Annotated in this window: 18 protein-coding genes and 1 other annotated feature; of the genes, 7 read left to right on the top strand and 11 right to left on the bottom strand. The window is 52.2% G+C overall.

All coding sequences use genetic code 11. The features are described 5' to 3' along the window. Positions 1–145: 145 nt before the first annotated feature. Together cybB and ACKWMY_RS24360 are read left to right on the top strand one after the other, a co-directional pair. Entirely contained in the window at positions 146–679 is a 534-nt protein-coding gene (cybB, locus tag ACKWMY_RS24365) for a cytochrome b561 (RefSeq protein ID WP_308872614.1), read from the top strand. Positions 680–1,023: 344 nt separating this feature from the next. Continuing rightward, positions 1,024–1,404, top strand: a complete 381-nt coding sequence (locus ACKWMY_RS24360) for a VOC family protein (protein ID WP_021182186.1) — start codon at positions 1,024–1,026, stop codon at positions 1,402–1,404. On the opposite strand, the gene ACKWMY_RS24355 is transcribed toward ACKWMY_RS24360, so the two are convergent. From ACKWMY_RS24355 to ACKWMY_RS24330, 6 genes are all read right to left on the bottom strand, one after another. Continuing rightward, entirely contained in the window at positions 1,401–2,048 is a 648-nt protein-coding gene (locus ACKWMY_RS24355; protein WP_024530736.1) for an AraC family transcriptional regulator, read from the bottom strand. The genes ACKWMY_RS24360 and ACKWMY_RS24355 overlap by 4 nt on opposite strands. Before the next feature lie 131 nt (positions 2,049–2,179). After that, positions 2,180–2,398 (bottom strand): ogr/Delta-like zinc finger family protein, encoded by a 219-nt coding sequence (locus ACKWMY_RS24350; protein WP_025120391.1) that lies wholly within the window; start codon positions 2,396–2,398, stop codon positions 2,180–2,182. A gap of 57 nt (positions 2,399–2,455) precedes the next feature. Continuing rightward, on the bottom strand, positions 2,456–3,010 hold the full coding sequence (locus ACKWMY_RS24345; protein ID WP_074032105.1) for a lysozyme: 555 nt from the start codon (positions 3,008–3,010) through the stop codon (positions 2,456–2,458). After that, positions 2,994–3,212, bottom strand: coding sequence for an HP1 family phage holin (locus ACKWMY_RS24340; RefSeq protein ID WP_024530738.1), 219 nt, complete (start codon positions 3,210–3,212; stop codon positions 2,994–2,996). The genes ACKWMY_RS24345 and ACKWMY_RS24340 overlap by 17 nt, the downstream gene beginning before the upstream one ends. Before the next feature lie 279 nt (positions 3,213–3,491). Further along, entirely contained in the window at positions 3,492–4,256 is a 765-nt protein-coding gene (locus ACKWMY_RS24335; protein ID WP_024530739.1) for a YdiY family protein, read from the bottom strand. Between the two features lie 203 nt (positions 4,257–4,459). Continuing rightward, a complete protein-coding gene (locus ACKWMY_RS24330) occupies positions 4,460–5,806 on the bottom strand; it encodes an anaerobic C4-dicarboxylate transporter (RefSeq protein WP_024530740.1) in 1,347 nt (448 codons plus the stop codon). 663 nt (positions 5,807–6,469) lie between these two features. Here ACKWMY_RS24330 and ACKWMY_RS24325 point away from each other — a divergent pair. Beyond that, positions 6,470–7,543, top strand: coding sequence for a 3-deoxy-7-phosphoheptulonate synthase (locus ACKWMY_RS24325; RefSeq protein WP_065686941.1), 1,074 nt, complete (start codon positions 6,470–6,472; stop codon positions 7,541–7,543). Positions 7,544–7,549: 6 nt separating this feature from the next. After that, on the top strand, positions 7,550–8,671 hold the full coding sequence (tyrA, locus tag ACKWMY_RS24320) for a bifunctional chorismate mutase/prephenate dehydrogenase (protein WP_021182195.1): 1,122 nt from the start codon (positions 7,550–7,552) through the stop codon (positions 8,669–8,671). 39 nt (positions 8,672–8,710) lie between these two features. Here the strand turns inward: tyrA and pheA are convergent, their stop codons facing one another. The 4 genes from pheA to bamD all read right to left on the bottom strand — a co-directional run bounded on the left by pheA (position 8,711) and on the right by bamD (position 11,591). Continuing rightward, a complete protein-coding gene (pheA, locus tag ACKWMY_RS24315) occupies positions 8,711–9,868 on the bottom strand; it encodes a bifunctional chorismate mutase/prephenate dehydratase (RefSeq protein ID WP_021182196.1) in 1,158 nt (385 codons plus the stop codon). An 84-nt stretch (positions 9,869–9,952) separates the two neighbouring features. After that, positions 9,953–10,078, bottom strand: a sequence feature (Phe leader region). After that, a complete protein-coding gene (pheL, locus tag ACKWMY_RS24310; RefSeq protein ID WP_192958309.1) occupies positions 10,030–10,077 on the bottom strand; it encodes a pheA operon leader peptide PheL in 48 nt (15 codons plus the stop codon). (Overlaps the previous feature by 48 nt.) A gap of 124 nt (positions 10,079–10,202) precedes the next feature. Beyond that, on the bottom strand, positions 10,203–10,547 hold the full coding sequence (gene raiA / locus ACKWMY_RS24305) for a ribosome-associated translation inhibitor RaiA (RefSeq protein WP_021182197.1): 345 nt from the start codon (positions 10,545–10,547) through the stop codon (positions 10,203–10,205). A gap of 312 nt (positions 10,548–10,859) precedes the next feature. Continuing rightward, entirely contained in the window at positions 10,860–11,591 is a 732-nt protein-coding gene (bamD, locus tag ACKWMY_RS24300) for an outer membrane protein assembly factor BamD (protein WP_024530744.1), read from the bottom strand. Between the two features lie 132 nt (positions 11,592–11,723). Between bamD and rluD the strand changes: the two genes are divergently transcribed. From rluD to clpB, 3 genes are all read left to right on the top strand, one after another. Beyond that, entirely contained in the window at positions 11,724–12,701 is a 978-nt protein-coding gene (rluD, locus tag ACKWMY_RS24295; protein ID WP_065686938.1) for a 23S rRNA pseudouridine(1911/1915/1917) synthase RluD, read from the top strand. Continuing rightward, positions 12,701–13,432 (top strand): purine nucleoside phosphorylase YfiH, encoded by a 732-nt coding sequence (yfiH, locus tag ACKWMY_RS24290; RefSeq protein ID WP_074032106.1) that lies wholly within the window; start codon positions 12,701–12,703, stop codon positions 13,430–13,432. The genes rluD and yfiH overlap by 1 nt, the downstream gene beginning before the upstream one ends. 130 nt (positions 13,433–13,562) lie before the next feature. After that, positions 13,563–16,136: an ATP-dependent chaperone ClpB gene (gene clpB / locus ACKWMY_RS24285; RefSeq protein ID WP_021808129.1), complete on the top strand. Its 2,574-nt coding sequence runs from the start codon at positions 13,563–13,565 to the stop codon at positions 16,134–16,136. A gap of 37 nt (positions 16,137–16,173) precedes the next feature. Here clpB and ACKWMY_RS24280 read toward each other — a convergent pair. After that, positions 16,174–16,382, bottom strand: a 209-nt coding sequence (locus ACKWMY_RS24280) for a hypothetical protein (RefSeq protein WP_409487212.1), incomplete at its 5' end; no start/stop codon positions are given.

The following is a 16,382-nucleotide window of genomic DNA, read 5'->3' as shown; positions in this document are numbered from 1 at the left end:
ACGAGTATTAATGAATTGACACCATCAATATTCTAGGGTGTTATTTTTGTGTTTAATTTCAATGGGATGCGGTTGGTTTTGTCGTCTAGCTCTCAATGTCGATTGGGTTAATGAAAATTCAAACTTTACTTGAATAGGATTAATAATGAAAAAAAAGTTTTCACCTAGCCAGATTTTATTTCATTGGGTTGTTTTTATTCTCATCGTACTCGCTTATGCTACCATGGAGCTAAAAGGAATTGCCCCTAAAGGGAGTAGTGCTCGAGAGTGGATTAAAACCCTTCACTATACATTCGGTTTGAGCGTTATGCTATTGATGTTATTACGTATAATTTTGAAGGTTATGCACAAGGATCCTGAGATTACGCCAACACCGCCACATTGGCAAATAGCGCTATCCAAGGCAGTACATGGCATTCTCTATCTTATGTTTATCAGCTTACCGCTACTTGGCGTCCTGTCTCTTTATTACGGCAAGGTTGAGTGGTCATTTTTCTCTTACGCTATGCCTGTAAGCAATGACCAGAGTAGTGATATGCAGCATACTTTGAAAGACATCCATGAGTTTATCGCGAATACAGGTTATTTCATCATAGGCCTTCATGCATTTGCTGCAATATTTCATCATTACATTATGCGGGATAATACGTTGATTAGAATGATCCCGTGGAAAAAGTGATGTTATAAACCCGTATTATCTTGCCAGTAAATGTGCGAGTAATGTGTTTTCCAGCAATACTGCTTCGGCTTGACTGATACCCAGTCATGACCTTTCCTTGTCCTTCACCACGGCGGCATCATTGCTGCCGTGGTTTTTCATATAGCGCGTGGTACGCAGTTTGGTGAACATGGCCGTTAGCTCCGCCGTTGGATTTTACGTGGGGCATAACATAAGGCGTGCTGTCTGATGCCTACTTTGACACTAAAGAGTAGCCTTTGAACACTAACTGTCGTATTTATCCAATACGAAGAGGCACTGGTTTTTTAAACTGCGGCCACTGACCATTGAATGGAGCGCTTGTAATGCAATTTGCCTATACGATTTTATATGTTGATAACGTGCAGCAAACGATGGATTTCTATCATCGAGCCTTTGGCTTTGAGATCCATTGTTTGCATGAAAGCGGGGACTGGGGAGAATTGGCTACCGGCGCCACGCGGCTGTCATTTTGCTCAAGAGAGTTGCTGGCAGGGCAGGGCAAAAAGAGCGCTAAAAGTGATTATCATCATCCGGTGTTTGAAATTGCCTTCACTACCGACGATGTGCCGAAAGCGCTGAAAACGGCGCTGGATGCCGGTGCGGTGCTGGTCGAAGATATTCAGCACATGCCCTGGGGGCAAACGATATGCTATGTGGCAGATCCAGAGCATAACCTTGTCGAGATCTGTTCTGTAATGGCTTAATCGTAGCCTTCACCAAACGCCTGTTGCCAATGGGGATTGATACGGAATGCGGCAGGTGTGATCCCTAACCAATGCTGGAACTCCCTGTTCATGTGCGATTGGTCACAATAGCCACTGTTCAGCGCGATTTCTGTCAGGGGGACACATTCGCAGGCAGTTAGCACTGATGCAGTTCTTCTCATCCGTAATAGACGAAGCCAGAATAACGGGCTCTTGCCGGTTTTGTTCTTCACCAGCCGTTCCAGAGTACGAACGCTGATCCCCAACTCTTGGCTTGCCTGAGTCAGAGAGTTGGCAAGCCGTAACGACAGCAATGTTTCGGCAAGCTGCGTATCTACACGAACGGTATCGTGAATGATGGACTGTAATGTTGGATGGTCCGGTGTTAATCGGGAAGCGTTGAGGTAATGGAATAACTTGCCCTCATCGATAACACAATCTGGCTGAAACCGGAAACCCTCATAATGGTCCCCTGCAGCGCTTTCCACGCCATAGGCGCAGGTGTCGATCTCAGTGATCTTTATCTCCTGCCGCCCATTCCTGTCAGTCAGGAAAATTAAATCCCGACAGCCATCAGGAACAACAATTTGCCGTGTCGTTTTTGGCGAATGAAAACTCCAGTGTTCCAAGACCAACTGTTGCATTTGATCTCCCTATCATCTCAAAGACCCGGTTCTCGAAAGCTTACCATCTATTCGCCCTGGTTGGATTATCGTTATTCTGGAGGCATTGGTTTGAAACCAAGGGATTACCAGATGGTAACCCCCTTTTTTCATTACATCGCGGCGGCGCGTTGTTTGCCTTCTTGCGGGTGCGGCTGCGCCGGAATGATGTCGCCGGGTGAAACGATGACCCGGGCCACGGATTCATGGGTGGCAAAGGTACAACTGCAGTTAATGTTACGGCATTGGTGATAGCGTTCTTTGGTCGATTCACTCAGATAGCGGCTGGAGCGAGTGTGTGCCACGCTACCGCACAGTGGACAATGCATCATAGAGACCCCCTCTTGATAAAACGGTGAAAAACTATTCGTCAGCAATGCTCGAAAAAGTTACTGAGCGAGCTGTTCTTTCCCTGGGAAACTGGTGGTGTTCGGCGTGCTGAGACCTTTGAGGCACAGCTCACGTTCGGCGGCGCGGCGGCGTTCCAGCCCGCGATTTTTGACGCCATTGACATAAATCCAGCGTGGTAACTGATCGCAAGCCTGTTGCCATTGGCCATGGTTAAGGAAATAAACCAGGGTAGAGCGACAGGCGGCCCCCGTACCGACGTTAAAGGCAAACGCCATGACGGCATCATAAGTGGCCTGGGGCATCTGCTGTGGCAGGCATGCCGCCATGCGGCTCTCTACCCGGCGGATATCTTCCAGCAGGTTTTCCGCCGCTTGCACTGGCGTGATGGACTTACCTGGAATAACGCCGGCCGTATGGCCGACACCTTGCGTCCAAACCCCTGCTGAGCATTGATACGGGGTTAACTGGCACCCCTCAAAATCGGCAATCAGGTACAGCCCTTGTTCGGAAGTTTTAATTTGATTAGCCTGCGGCAGCAGCATGGCGATCGCCAGAATGGCCAGGGCGCTGCAACGCTTAACGATTGAATTCATCAAAAAGTCTCCGTGCTGCTGCATCGCGCTCGATGCTTTTGAGGATCTCCAGACTCTTGCGTCTGTAGTACCAATTAACCAGGAAGGTGCCGATCCCTACGGCCGCGCCGATCAGAAAGGCCACATCCTGCGGTGAGAGCTTGCCAAGCCAGGCGAGAAACAGCGCTGCGGAGTAGGTAATGAATGAGGTTAATCTCTCCATCCTATTAACCCCACATCTGCAGTCGCAGCGGATTGTTTTGTAGGATAACGCGACGGTCGGCCACGATAAGCGAGTCGATACTGGCCTCATTTGCCGTGTTTATCATGGTTTTTACCTTAGCAATAATTACTGTATATGCATACAGTATTAATCAAAATGCTAAAGTCGTCAAGCAAGGATAGGACTATTTTTAGCAAAATGGTCAATGCGGGGATGGGCATAAAAAAAGCCCATTAATTATGGGCTTAGAGAAGGACTGCGCGGAGTTGTAAGACGAGATTACAAACCGTACACCAGCGTTACTGAAGTCGTGGTATCGGTATTTTTCGGTGCCGAGGCCGGTGGTTTGGTGTTATAGACCACCGTGTAGGCCAGCCGTAGGGCGAAGTCGTTATTGATGGAGACGTTTAACGCGGTTTCGGAGTTAACGGTGGTTTCGTCGTTCGCCAAAGCGGACAGGCCTTCGGATAGGCGGGCCGTGTCTGTCAGCCTGTAGGAATAGTTGGCTGCGCCATAGGCCAGGGCGCGAGTGGTGCGGCCACCGCCGTGGTATTCATCATGGCGAACGCCTGGGCCGAATTCGACACGCAGGTCCTGGCGTGGGTCGCTAAAGATCTGGCGCCCGTAACCTCCGGTCAGCGTAGAACGTGAATCGTAACCGTTGTAACGATCGTTCAACCAGCCAACCTGGCCAAACATATAATTACGAGCCGTCAGATTATAACGGGTACGGCCACCGGCCTGGTATTTCTCCGAGGAGCGTACGTTGGAAGAGGTGGTATTGTTCGCCGAGCCCCACAGGCTGTAAGCCGTATCGCTGTTAAACCAGGTCATGGTGGTGTTGGCCAGCAGGTTTGAGTTCTGTGTGTTGCCGGACTGGGCGTTATAGCCAGCTTGAACATTACCATCAAATGGCTTCTTGGCGGTGGCCGGATCGTCCATCGCGGTGAAGAGGGTATTGTCGGCGAACACGGAAACACTGGTGAAGGCGGTCAAGCAGCTAAAAAACAGCGGAATGGCGCGACAAGCGCGTAAAGAGTGCATTTTGGATCCAGTAGTTAAGTGTGATTATAAGTGATAGCGGTCACATTATATCGATTCGCCGAGGGGACAAAAATAGGCCTGGTTAGCTTATGTTTTTAGTTTAAACAGGGGACTTATGCACTTTTCGTCTAGTGATACCGTTGGCTTTTTGCGGCGGTGTTAACAGCGGCAACGGGGATCGCCCGTTGCCGGCAGAAACGCGATTAAAGGAAGGTCATCACCAGCAGATAACCGGTGATGCAGGAGCACAGCACGCCGATCAGGCCAGGGATGATGAAGCTGTGGTTAATGATGAATTTACCGATGCGAGTGGTGCCAGAACGGTCAAAACCGATGCAGGCCAGATCGCTTGGGTAGGTGGGCAACACGAAGTAACCATAGGCCGCCGGGAAGAAGGCCAGCAACATTTTAGGTTCGACACCTAACTGCAAGGCCATTGGTGCAACGGCGGCCAGGGCAGCGGCCTGGCTGTTAACCAGTTTGGAAACCAGGAACAAGACGATGGCGTATGTCCAGGGCTGGCTTTTCACCACGTCTTCCAGCACCACCTTCAACTCTCCCATATGTGCCTGGAAGAAGGTATCACTCATCCATGCCACACCGAATACCGAGAAGATGGCGACCATTCCCGCTTTGAACACGGCACCGTTGGCGATATCGCTAGGTTTGACTTTACAGCCCATCAGGATCACGGCGCCGGCAATCAGCATCATCATCTGGATCACCAGATTCATCGACAGCGGTTTCAATACGCCCTTGGCATCGGCAAAGGAAGGACGCAGATCGGCAAAGGCACCGAGCATAACCACGATAGCGATAGCGCCGAAGAAGATCAGCGTTGACCAGTATGCCTGTTTGGGAAATGTTTGATTGAGCAGAGTTTCGGTGCCGCCATAGATATAGGTGCGCTGCTCCGGATCTTGGATCCTGGCCTGGAAATCCGCATCCTTATCCAGATCTTTGCCGCGACGCAGGCTCCACAATGCCGCCATCAATACGCCGACCAACGAAGCCGGGATCGAAACGGCCAGGATCTCCAGCAGCGAGTAGGCTTTGCCGATCCCATGACCGGCGGCAATGATCGAAACCAATGATACCACGGCTACAGAAACCGGGGATGCGGTGATGGCCATCTGTGAGGCGACAGAGGCGACGGCCATAGGGCGTTCAGGGCGGATCCCTTTTTTGATGGCGATATCAGAAATGATCGGGAACATGGTGTAGACCACGTGGCCGGTACCGCACAGGAAGGTCAGCGTCCAGGTGGTAAAAGGGGCGAGTAAGGTGATGTGTTGTGGGTGGCGGCGCAGTAGCCGCTCGGCATATTGCATCATGACATTCAGACCGCCAGCGGTTTGTAACACCGAGGCGCAGCCGATCACCGCCAAAATGGTGAGCATGACATCTACTGGAGGTTTACCTGGTTCTAAACCGAATATAAAACACAGCAGAAATAAGCCAATGCCACTTATTAAGCCTAACCCCATACCGCCAAATCGGGTGCCGACTAATAGGCAGATAATAATAATTGCGAATTGCAATGTGATCATGAGAGTCCCTTGTCAGAAAGAAAAAACTGCTAGCGCTCATCGCTCCTCAATGCAGGCGGTACGGGCTCTGTCTTCGCAGGGTAACCCTAAAGAGGTGTGGGCGATTTATGCCATAGTTATTTATTTGGCGAGGGATAACTGTGAGGTTCCGCAATATTTATTCAATAGAGTGACTATTATTTCTGATATAGATTCAAATGAATAAAGAATGAAAATCAATTGCCAGTTAAATGTATGACAATTGTTTTATAGTTGTTTAATTTGGCAAGGGATAGGGCGGGTTTGCCAAGGAACTTGTTACCTGCGCGGCGTGGCATGCAGCGCTCCTACACGCAGCGTAGGCTGTTTTTTGAGCGCGTGAGGACCAATGAATAACTCATTTTGGTGTTCAATTTTGTTTACATTGCGTAGATTTTAGGGGGGCTTCTGTTGGTGGTTTGTCGTTATGCTCTATTGTGACATTAATTTAAAATCAAAATAAAACAATGAGTTAATTTGGTTTTTGTTTGTTGTGGCGGGTGATTCCCTTTCCTGTTTTGGATGGTAATTTTTTATTTACAGTAAATGGATTGAAAACTTTACAAGGAGTGGTTAAGGTAGCACCTGTAACGCTCAATGTTTTCACTACGCTCACGCATAACGGCAAACGACAGGAATAGCATCATGCAAAAAGACGCGCTCAACAACGTACATATCAGTGCAGAACAGGTTCTGATCACCCCGGAAGAGCTGAAGAACCAGTTCCCACTCAGTGCCAACGATGAAACGGAAATCGCTACGGCCCGCCAGACCATTGCCAATATCCTTAAAGGGCAAGATCACCGTCTGCTGGTGGTGTGTGGGCCATGTTCGATCCACGATCCTGATGCCGCGCTAGATTACGCGCGTCGTCTGAAAACCCTGTCGGCTGAATTGAGCGATCAGCTGTATATCGTTATGCGCGTCTATTTTGAAAAGCCAAGAACCACCGTCGGCTGGAAAGGCCTGATCAACGATCCGTATATGGATGGATCCTTCGATGTAGAAGCGGGTTTGCACATTGCGCGTCGCCTGCTGCTGGATCTGGTTGGTATGGGCCTGCCGTTGGCGACCGAAGCGTTGGATCCGAACAGTCCACAATACCTGGGCGATCTGTTCAGCTGGTCGGCGATCGGTGCGCGTACTACAGAATCTCAGACGCACCGCGAAATGGCTTCCGGCCTTTCAATGCCGGTGGGCTTCAAAAATGGTACGGATGGTAGCCTGGGCACGGCCATCAACGCGATGCGCGCAGCTTCCATGGCACACCGTTTTGTCGGTATCAATCAGGCGGGTCAGGTTTGCCTGCTGCAAACTCAGGGTAACCCAGACGGCCATGTGATCCTGCGCGGTGGTAAAACGCCTAACTACAGTGCTGAGCACGTTGCCGCCTGCGAAAAACAGATGCAGGATGCGGGACTCCATCCGTCCTTGATGATAGATTGCAGCCATGGCAACTCAAATAAAGACTATCGCCGTCAGCCAGCGGTTGCCGAATCCGTAGTTGAGCAGATCAGAGCGGGTAACCGTTCGATCACTGGCATCATGCTGGAAAGCAATCTGCACGAGGGCAGCCAGTCTTCTGAACAGCCGCGTGTGGATATGCGCTACGGCGTATCGGTGACCGATGCCTGCATTAACTGGGAAAGCACGGAGACGCTGCTGCGCCAAATGCATCAGGATCTCGGCGCTGCGCTGATGGCACGCACTGGAGAGTAGTGAGTTATGGTGGCTGAACTGACCGCATTGCGCGATCAAATTGACGAAGTGGATAAAGCGCTGCTGGCTCTGTTGGCGAAACGCTTGGAGCTGGTAGCGGAAGTAGGGGAAGTCAAAAGCCACTACGGTTTACCGGTTTACGTACCTGAGCGTGAGGCGGCAATGCTGGCCTCTCGCCGCCAGGAAGCGGAAAGCCTCGGCGTGCCGCCAGATTTGATCGAAGACGTGCTGCGCCGGGTGATGCGCGAATCCTACACCAGTGAGAACGATAAAGGCTTCAAAACGCTGTGCCCACAGCTGCGTCCTATCGTCATTATTGGCGGTAATGGCCAGATGGGGCGCCTGTTTAACCGGCTGCTGACGCTGTCGGGTTATCAGGTCAAGGTGTTGGATCAAGAGGATTGGCCGCAGGCGGATAGCCTGCTGGCGGATGCCGGTATGGTGATTGTCAGCGTACCGATCCATATCACCGAGCAGGTGATCGCCCAACTGCCGCCGCTGCCGCAGGACTGTATTCTGGTCGATCTGGCTTCGGTGAAGAACCGGCCATTACAGGCGATGCTGGCCGTACATGGCGGCCCGGTACTGGGGTTGCACCCAATGTTTGGCCCGGATGTTGGCAGCGTGGCCAAACAGGTGGTGGTGTACTGCGATGGCCGTCAGCCGGAGGCCTACCAGTGGCTGCTGGAGCAGTTGCAGGTTTGGGGCGCGCGTTTGCATCGTATCAGCGCCGTCGAACACGATCAGAACATGGCCTTTATCCAGGCGCTGCGCCACTTTGCTACTTTTGCTTACGGCCTGCATCTGGCCGAAGAGAACGTACAGCTGGAACAGTTGCTGGCGCTCTCTTCGCCGATCTATCGGCTGGAGCTGGCGATGGTGGGGCGGCTATTTGCTCAGGATCCGCAGCTGTACGCCGATATCATCATGTCTTCGGAAGACAATATTCATCTGATCAAACGCTACTATCAGCGCTTTGGTGAGGCGATCAAGCTGCTTGAGCAGGGCGACAAACAAGCCTTTATTCAAAGCTTCCAGAAGGTGGAGCACTGGTTTGGTGATTATGCCCAGCGCTTCCTGGTTGAGAGCCGTTCCTTGCTGCGCCAGGCGAACGATAGCCGTCAATAGATGAAAAAGGGTTCGGCATAGCCGAACCCTTTTTGCGACTTAAGACGGATTGACCGGCACCACGTTTTCGCTTGGATAGCAGCCCAGCACTTTCAGCGAGCGGGTAATCGGTGTCAGCCCTTTCAACGCCTTCTCCATCGCGACAGAACGCAGGTTAGCCTGCACATCAATGTAAAACATCTCTTCCCATGGGTTACCGTTGATCGGGCGTGATTCCAGCTTGGTCATGATGATGCCATTGTCACGTAGCACCAACAGGGCTTCCACCAGAGCACCGGATTGTTGACCGGTGGCCATGATCAGCGTGGTTTTGGCAGGAACCTGCTCGGAAACCTCAATTGCCTTACGCGCCAGAATAATGAAGCGAGTGATGTTCTGCTGCTGATTAGCCAGGTTATGTTCCAGCACTTGCAGATTATACAGCGCCCCCCCGGCCTCGCTGCCTAACGCCGCAGCTTTTGGCGAGTTCAGCTTGGCGACCTTCTCCATCGCGGCGGCGGTGCTTTCGCAATACTCAATCTTCCAGTGGGGATAGCGGTTCAAATACTGGCTGCACTGCTGGAAAGGTTGCGGGTGGCTATAAACGGTTTCGATCTGCTGCAGATCGGTGTCGCTGGCTACCAGCACGCAGTGATCGATCGGCAAGGTTAGTTCACCCACGATCGACAGGCTGGTATGTTGCAGCAGGTCGTACACATCGTTGATAGAACCGGAGCTAGTGTTCTCGATCGGCAAAATGGCGTAATCCGCCTGGCCGGTTTCCACCTGGGTAAAGATGTCCTGGAATTTCTGACAGCCGCATTCGATGAGCTGATCGAAATGGCGAGCGGCGTACTGGCGTGCGGCCAGATGTGAGTAAGAGCCTTTTGGCCCCAGGAAGGCAATGCGCGCGGAATGTTGGCTAGTCTGGTTAAGCTGGTGCTGCAACAGAGCCTGCTGAGTCAGCACAGAGTCTTCGATAATCAGCTGGAACAGGCGGGTGACGTAAAAACCATCGAGGTCATAAGGTTTGGCCGCGCTGATCAAGGCGTCCAACAGATCGCGCTCACGCTCTTTATCGCGGATCGGGCGGTGCGAATGCAGTTTGGTTTTGCCCACTTCCACCGCCAGTTCACGGCGCTCTGCCAGCAGGGCCAGCAATTTCATATCCAGTGCGCTGATGCGTTCGCGCAGCACGAGTAATGGGTTATCAGTCATAATCAGCTTTGCCTTGTATTCTTATGTTCCCGTCGTCTTGCAAGCCGCAGCTTGAAGCCCAGCGGGGCGGGTTATCAAATAGCCATAAAAAAAGCCCCCTGTTTGAGGAGGCTTGGTTGTTCGTCTTCGCATTCTTTCTCACACGACGAAACGCCTCCCAATCAGGGGAAGGTAAAAAAGAATGCGAAGAAAAACGGTTTACGGCTCATGGCGTTCCAAAATGTGTGTAAATCAGGGTGTAAAGTAACCGCTGGCTTTTCATTGTGTCAATAGAAACCGGCAGACAAAAAACGCGCCCTCGGGCGCGTTTGATGTGAAACAATCACTTGCAGAGTTATTCCTCTTCTTCCTGCGTGATTACCGGAGCCAGGTCTTTCACGCTGGCATAAGCGCGGCGTGCCTCGCTCTTGTGTTGTACCTTGTTCAACTGACGCTCAAGTTTGGCAATCAGGTCATTAACGGCGGTATACATGTCTTCATGTTTGGCGCTGGCAACCAGCGGACCGTTAGGCGTGGTAATGGTGGCGTCGACGGCAAACCCTTTAGGTTCTTTAGATAAGACAATGTGTGGGTTGATCAGCTGCGCCTGCCACTTTTCCAGTTTACTGAGACGGTCTTCGACATGATTACGGATTGCGGGGGTGATATCCATTTGTTTGCTGGTAATGTTGAGTGTCATATAACTTACCTCTCTGTCTTTCCGTCTTGGATAGATTCAGCATACCGCTCTTTTTGCCGAAATGCGTGATGTAAAACACAAATTTTTGTCACTTTTTGCAAAGTTAGTTCAATCTGTGATTTAGCGTCTGAAACCGCCATCTAACGCTTGAGTCTTGGCAGCAGAACGCGCATTATCGATAGGTTAACCGGTGGTAAAGCCTTGCTAACACCGTGTTTTTGCTTGTGTATTTATCCTGAAAATGGCTGAATTTACAGCAAATGAAAACGGCAGCCGAAGCTGCCGTTTTGTTTTTGTGCAAATCTCAAATACTTAAGACGCGTTGGCGGCGATGATTTTTGCTACCTTGTCGGCTTGAGCATTCAATTGCAACTGGCGATAGGCGTTTTCCATCAGCGGCAGCGCATCGCGGGTCGCTTTGGTGTCCGGGAATTCACGCATCATCTGCTCAACACGATTAACTACCGCGACGTAAGCGCCACGTTTAGTGTAGTATTCCGCCACTGAGAGCTCGTACTTGGATAGACGGTCCTTCAGGAATACCAGACGCTTGTAGGCATCGGTCGCGTATTGGCTGTTCGGATACTGCTGGATCAGCTGGCTGAAGTCGCGGAATGCGGCGCGGGCATGCTGTGGATCGCGGTCAGAACGGTCAACCCCGAAGAAGCCTTGCAGCGCACTGTCATCCAACGCCATATCCGTCAGACCGCGCATGTACATGACGTAGTCAATGTTCGGATGCGTTGGGTTCAGACGCATAAAGCGATCGATAGAGGCCTGTGCCAAAGGTAAATCGGCAGATTTATAGTAGGCATAGATCAGATCCAATTGGACCTGCTGAGAGTACGGCCCGAATGGATAGCGGTTATCTAACGCTTCGAGTTGCGTAATCGCGCCCTTAAAGTTACCGTCCTGCAGTTTTTGCTGGGCAGTAGCATAGATTTCCGAAGGCGGGTTGTCGGGAACCGCATCCTTGGATGTGGAGCAACCTGCCAGCGCCAGGCTCAACGTGGCTGCCGCCACCAGATATTTCATACGCGTCATGACGTTTAGATTATCCTCAGGGTGTTATTCCGGGAGACTGTCCGTTAAGCTCCCGACAAAAGACCAGTTACAATAGCACATTATATTAAACGGCATCGCCGTGAAAACCCAACGTTAACGAAGAAGCTGCATATGGCACAACAAGTACAACTCACCGCAACGGTGGCCGAAACTCAACTCGGACAACGTTTAGATCAGGCTTTGGCCGAATTGTTCCCTGATTATTCAAGATCTCGCATAAAAGAATGGATCCTGGAAGACAGGGTACAGGTCAATGGCAAAACGATAAACAAGCCGAAAGAGAAGGTACTGGGGGGAGAGACGGTCGCCATTGATGCACAGATTGAAGAAGAGGCCCGTTGGGAACCGCAAGACATCCCGCTGGATATCGTCTATGAAGACGCCGATATTCTGGTGATCAACAAGCCTCGCGGTCTGGTGGTGCACCCTGGTGCGGGTAACCCGGATGGGACGGTGCTTAATGCATTGTTACATTATTTCCCGGAGATTGCCGACGTACCGCGTGCCGGTATCGTTCACCGCCTGGACAAAGATACCACCGGCCTGATGGTGGTTGCCAAGACCGTTCCGGCGCAAACCCGTCTGGTAGAGGCATTGCAGGAGCGTGAGATCACCCGTGAATATGAAGCGGTGGCGATCGGCACCATGACCGCGGGTGGCACGGTGGAGCAACCTATTGCCCGCCACTCCACCAAACGTACTCACATGGCCGTTCACCCAATGGGCAAACCTGCGGTGACTCATTACCGCATTATGGAACATTTCCGCGCCCATACCCGTTTGCGTTTGCGCCTTGAAACCGGCCGTACGCACCAGATCCGTGTGCATATGGCGTATATCGACCATCCGCTGGTGGGCGATCAACTCTACGGTGGTCGTCCACGTCCGCCAAAAGGGGCATCAGAGGCCTTCATCAACACGTTGCGCGGCTTTGACCGTCAGGCGCTGCACGCAACTATGTTGCGCCTGTATCATCCGATCAGCGGTATCCAGATGGAATGGCATGCGCCAATCCCACAGGATATGGTCGATCTGATCAATGCGCTGAAGCTCGATACCGAAGAATTCAAAGATCAGATGGATTGGTAATGAGTTCGCTGATTGTACCCGATTGGCCGCTGCCTGCAGGGGTAACAGCCTGCAGCTCCACTCGTCATGGCGGTGTCAGCCTTCCTCCCTATGACTCGTTGAACCTGGGTGAGCATGTCGGGGATGATGCGCAAGTCGTGGCGCGTAACCGCCAATGCCTGGTAACGGCGGCTGGCTTGCCGCAGATGCCGCTGTGGCTGGAGCAGGTACATGGTACTCGTGTGCTGACGCTGGATGGTCAAACGCCTGAAGATTTGCGCGCCGATGCGGTTTACAGCAATGTAGCCGGGTTGGTCTGCGCGGTGATGACGGCGGATTGCCTGCCGGTACTGTTTGCTTCACAAGCGGGTGATGAAGTTGCCGCCGCACATGCCGGTTGGCGTGGCTTATGTCATGGCGTGCTGGAAAATACCGTGGCGCGCTTTGCTGCCGCACCAGAAAACATCACTGCCTGGCTCGGGCCGGCTATCGGCCCAACCCGGTTCGAAGTTGGGGGCGAAGTGCGTGCAGCATTTATGGATATTGATAGCGCCGCCGCTGCCGCTTTTACTCCCCATGGTGAAAAATTCCTCGCAGACCTCTATCTTTTGGCTCGCCAGCGCCTTCAACGTGCTGGTATTTTCGCCATTTATGGCGGTAATCGTTGCACAATGAACGAAATGAGTCATTTTTTCTCCTATCGGCGCGACGGAACAACCGGACGTATGGCAAGTTTGATCTGGGTGAGATAACCTACTGCCCTAGGACGATCCACTGATGCATGACGTTGTACTCATAATATAGTGTCGAGATAACCTTGAAAATTTGAGGGATGACCTCATTTAATCTCCAGTAGCAATTTTGACCTACATTGGAGGTGTTATGCGTCTGGATCGTCTTACTAACAAATTCCAGCTTGCCCTCGCCGATGCCCAATCTTTGGCCCTTGGGCGCGACAATCAATTTATTGAACCGTTACATCTGATGAGCGCCCTGCTCAATCAGGATGGGGGCACGGTTCGCCCATTACTGACTTCTGCCGGGATTGATGCTGCGCGAGTGCGTACCGACATCGATCAGGCATTGTCTCGTCTGCCACAGGTTGAAGGTACCGGTGGGGATGTTCAACCCTCACATGAACTGGTACGCGTCCTCAACCTTTGCGACAAGCTGGCGCAAAAGCGGGCAGACAAGTTTATTTCATCCGAGCTGTTTGTGCTGGCGGTGCTTGAAGATCGCGGTAATTTGACCGATCTGCTGAAAGCGGCCGGTGCCACAGCGGACAAAATAGCCAAAGCCATTGAGCAAATGCGGGGAGGAGACAGCGTGGATGACCAAGGTGCTGAAGATCAGCGTCAGGCTCTGAAAAAATACACTATCGATCTCACTGAGCGTGCAGAACAAGGCAAGCTTGATCCGGTGATTGGCCGTGATGAAGAGATTCGCCGCACCATTCAGGTGCTGCAACGCCGTACCAAAAACAACCCGGTACTGATTGGTGAGCCTGGTGTCGGTAAAACCGCCATCGTTGAAGGCTTGGCTCAGCGTATTATCAACGGTGAAGTTCCCGAAGGGCTGAAGCATAAACGCGTGCTTTCCCTGGATATGGGCGCGTTGATTGCCGGGGCGAAATACCGGGGCGAATTTGAAGAACGTCTGAAGGCGGTGCTGAGCGATCTTTCCAAACAGGAAGGCAGCGTCATCCTGTTCATCGATGAGCTGCATACCATGGTGGGTGCCGGTAAAGCCGATGGCGCGATGGATGCTGGCAACATGCTCAAACCCGCGCTTGCCCGTGGGGAACTGCACTGCGTAGGGGCGACCACGCTAAACGAGTATCGCCAATATATAGAGAAGGATGCTGCGCTGGAGCGCCGCTTCCAGAAAGTCTATGTCGCGGAACCGAGCGTGGAAGACACCATCGCCATCCTGCGTGGCCTGAAAGAACGCTATGAGCTGCATCACCACGTGCAGATCACGGACCCGGCGATCGTAGCGGCGGCAACGCTGTCGCACCGCTATGTTTCCGACCGTCAGTTGCCGGATAAGGCCATCGACCTGATCGATGAGGCCGCCTCCAGCATTCGTATGCAGATGGACTCTAAACCGGAATCGCTCGATCGCCTGGAGCGCCGCATCATCCAGTTGAAACTGGAAGAGCAGGCACTGAACAAGGAATCGGATGACGCCAGCAAGAAACGCCTGGAAATGCTGAGTAGCGAGCTGGAGCAGAAAGAGCGCGAATACTCAGAACTGGAAGAAGAGTGGAAAGCGGAAAAGGCTTCGCTGTCTGGTACCCAGAATATCAAGGCGGAACTGGAACAGGCCAAGATCACGCTGGAGCAGGCGCGCCGCGTAGGTGACCTTGGGCGCATGTCTGAACTGCAGTATGGCAAAATCCCTGAGCTGGAAAAACAGCTTGAGGCGGCCACGCAGGCAGAAGGCAAGACCATGAAGCTGCTACGTAACCGCGTTACCGACGCCGAAATCGCTGAAGTATTGGCGAAAGCGACCGGTATCCCGGTGGCCAGAATGCTGGAAGGTGAGCGCGACAAACTGCTGCGTCTTGAGCAGGAGCTGCACTCACGGGTGATTGGCCAGGATGAAGCGGTGAACGCGGTGTCCAATGCTATTCGCCGTAGCCGTGCCGGTCTTTCCGATCCTAACCGGCCGATCGGTTCATTCCTGTTCCTGGGGCCTACCGGGGTGGGTAAAACCGAACTGTGTAAGGCGTTGGCTGGGTTCCTGTTCGACAGTGATGACGCGATGGTGCGTATCGACATGTCCGAGTTTATGGAGAAACACTCCGTATCGCGGCTGGTGGGTGCACCTCCGGGTTATGTCGGTTATGAAGAGGGCGGTTATCTGACAGAAGCGGTGCGCCGTCGTCCGTATTCCGTGATCCTGCTGGATGAAGTGGAAAAAGCGCACCCAGACGTGTTCAACATCCTGTTGCAGGTGTTGGATGACGGACGTCTGACAGACGGACAAGGTCGTACCGTTGATTTCCGTAATACGGTGGTGATCATGACTTCTAACCTGGGTTCCGATCTGATCCAGGAGCATTTCGGTCAGATGAGCTATCCACAGATGAAGGAATCGGTCATGGAGATGGTGAGTCAACATTTCCGTCCGGAATTCATCAACCGTATCGACGAAGTGGTGGTGTTCCATCCGCTCGGCCAGAAACATATCGCGCAGATTGCCAAGATCCAGTTGGCGCGTCTGTACCAGCGTCTGGAAGAGCGCGGCTACGAAGTCAGCATCACGGAACCGGCTTTGGAGCTGTTGGGCAAAACGGGTTACGACCCTGTGTATGGTGCGCGGCCGTTGAAACGCGCTATCCAGCAGGAAATCGAAAATCCGCTGGCACAGCAAATCTTGTCTGGCAAGTTGATCCCAGGCAAACCGGTGACGCTGGACGTGGAAAACGACCATATCGTTGCCAAGCAATAAAAGTAGCTGTTGGTAGCTATATAGAAGGGGGCGGTTTTTACCGCCCCCTTTTCTTTGGCTTTAGCCTGGTTGACGGGTTTTCTTCGAGCAAAACTCTTAAAACCTTCCTTTTTTGCCCAATAAATACCCATAAATGACGTTTTGGTTGGTTTTTTGAACGCTTGAAAAGTTTTTTGAATTTAGGGGTTGCGCCCTTCTGAGAACTCCCTATAATGCGCCTCCACTGACCGGGAACAACGACGAACA

It is taken from the genome of Serratia sp. J2 (assembly GCF_046269175.1).
Classification (GTDB): domain Bacteria; phylum Pseudomonadota; class Gammaproteobacteria; order Enterobacterales; family Enterobacteriaceae; genus Chania; species Chania fonticola_C.
The sequence above is the reverse complement of the archived record's forward strand: the minus strand, read 5'-3'. Positions and strand labels throughout refer to the sequence as shown.